Below are 2,325 nucleotides of genomic sequence, written 5' to 3'. Positions count from 1 at the left end.
ACGCGCGGGGGGACGGCAGGGACTTCTGCCGACGGTACACCGGGCGACACCCTGGAATACTGCCTGAACTACACCAACCAGAGCGCTATCATGCTGAGCAGCATGACCCTGCGCGACAGCCTGACTGCTGGGCAGACCTTGCTGACCGGCGTGTACAGTGGAGAGACCCTCAGCCTGACACGCGGTGACGGCGCCGCCCAGCCGACGGCCAACTCGGGAAGTGCCACCACCGTCAGCACCACCCTGACCAATGTGGCGGCGGGGGAGACGGGCCAACTCTGCTTCCAGACGCAGATGGACAGGTAAATTCGACTGTCTGAACAGCTCGGTGTGGCGGGGAACGATGGGGAAATCTCGCCTCACCGTTCCCCGCCACTACGATTTTCGGGTGGCAGGAGTTCTGCCTCTGCTCTGGCGCGCTGTGATGCTGAACCGGACAAGTGTGCCGTGCCCAGGCAGCGTAGCCGCTAGACTGCCGGGCGATATGTCCGCGTTTCAGACTGCCGCCCAGCTTGCCCGCGCTGTACAGAGCGGCGAAACTTCTCCCCAGCAGCTTTTGCAAGAAGCCCAGGCCCGTGCCCAGGCGGTGAGCGACCTCGGTGCGCTCCTGAGCCTCAACGACCACGCCGCGCAACAGGCCGAAGCGGTGGCCCGGCGCGTGCAGGCCGGCGAAAACCTGCCGCTGGCAGGCGTGCCCATCGTCCTCAAGGACAACATCAACTTGACGGGCACGCGCACCACTTGCGCCAGCCGCATTCTGGAAAACTATGTCAGCCCTTACACCGCCACCGCCGCCCAACGGCTGTTGGATGCGGGCGCAGTGGTGCTCGGCAAGGCCAACATGGACGAATTCGCGATGGGGTCAAGTACCGAGAACAGCGCCTATCAGCCGACCCTCAACCCCTGGGACAGGGAGCGCGTGCCAGGCGGCAGCAGCGGCGGGAGCGCGGTGGCGGTGGCAGCAGGCATCACGCCAGTCAGTCTGGGCAGCGACACGGGCGGCTCGGTGCGCCAGCCAGCCGCGCTGTGCGGGGTGTACGGGTTCAAACCGACCTACGGGCGCGTCAGCCGCTACGGTCTGGTCGCCTACGCCAGCAGCCTCGACCAGATTGGCCCCTTTGCCCGCAGCGCCGAAGACCTCGCCCTGCTGATGAATGTCATCGCGGGCCACGACCCCCACGACGCCACCAGCCTGCACGCGCCGCCTCAGTTCGCGGTGGGCGGGGCGGAAACCCTGCGTGGCCTGCGCGTAGGCGTCATCCGCGAGTCGCTGGCGGGCAACACGGCGGGCGTGGAGGCGGCGCTGCAAAACACCCTGGACGCCCTGCGCGGGGCGGGCGCGGTGGTGGGCGAGGTCAGCCTGCCCGCCCTCCAGTACGCCATCGCGACCTATTACCTGATTGCAATGCCCGAAGCCAGCAGCAACCTGGCGCGGTTCGACGGCATGGTGTACGGCGTGCGCCAGCCTGCCGACGACGTGATCCGCAGCATGACCCTGACCCGCGAACGGGGCTTTGGCAAGGAAGTTCAGCGCCGCATCATGATCGGCACCTATGCGCTGTCCAGCGGCTACTACGACGCCTACTATTCCAAAGCGATGAAGGTCCGCCGCCTGATCGCCGACGAATTTGCAGAGGCTTTTGGGCAATACGACGTGCTGGTCACGCCCACCAGTCCCTTCCCGGCCTTCCGGCGCGGCGAAAAGACCAGCGACCCCCTCGCCATGTACGCCGCCGACGTGGACACCGTGGCGATCAATTTGGCGGGCCTCCCTGCGCTGAGCGTGCCCGCTGGTTTTGAAGAAGTGGAGGGCCAGCGCCTGCCCGTCGGCGTGCAGTTCATCGCTCCCGCGCTGGGCGACGAGCGGCTGATTGCTCTGGCGGGTGCCCTGGAAGCCATTGGCGCAGTGCAGATGGAAGTGCCCCAACCCTGAGTCGCGCCATCACGAAAGGGCCGGACGCACGCTGAGGTGTCCGGCCCTTTCCCTGTTCCTCTCTGCCTGGCTTATCCGCGAACCTTGAGGCGCACGTCCACGTTGCCCCGCGTCGCCACGCTGTAGGGGCAGACCTCGTGGGCGGCGTGCATCAGTGCTTCGGCCTGGGCTGTCTCAATACCAGGAAAATAGCCTTCGAGTTCCACGTCGAGCGCAAAGGCCAGTCCCGACTTTTGCAGGCCCACGCGGGCGGTGATGGTGGAGTCTGCGGGCAGTTCGACCTTCTGGCGGCGGGCCACCACGCCCAGTGCGCCCTGAAAGCAGGCGGCGTAGCCAGCGGCGAACAGTTGCTCGGGGTTGGTGCCGGGGCCGCCGTCGCCGCCCATCTCGGC

3 protein-coding genes are annotated in these 2,325 nt (G+C 66.9%); 2 read left to right on the top strand and 1 reads right to left on the bottom strand.

The genetic code is table 11. From position 1 onward, the window contains the following. Both Q4C89_RS14820 and gatA read left to right on the top strand, forming a co-directional pair. Window positions 1–306: hypothetical protein (locus Q4C89_RS14820; protein ID WP_303103392.1), on the top strand; the 306-nt coding region annotated here is incomplete at its 5' end. 178 nt (window positions 307–484) lie between these two features. Further along, entirely contained in the window at window positions 485–1,933 is a 1,449-nt protein-coding gene (gene gatA, locus Q4C89_RS14815) for an Asp-tRNA(Asn)/Glu-tRNA(Gln) amidotransferase subunit GatA (protein ID WP_303103391.1), read from the top strand. Between the two features lie 71 nt (window positions 1,934–2,004). Here gatA and Q4C89_RS14810 read toward each other — a convergent pair. Further along, window positions 2,005–2,325, bottom strand: a 321-nt coding sequence (locus tag Q4C89_RS14810; RefSeq protein ID WP_303103390.1) for an Ohr family peroxiredoxin, incomplete at its 5' end; no start/stop codon positions are given.

This window comes from Deinococcus sp. (assembly GCF_030523985.1).
Lineage (GTDB): Bacteria > Deinococcota > Deinococci > Deinococcales > Deinococcaceae > Deinococcus.
The sequence above is the reverse complement of the archived record's forward strand: the minus strand, read 5'-3'. Positions and strand labels throughout refer to the sequence as shown.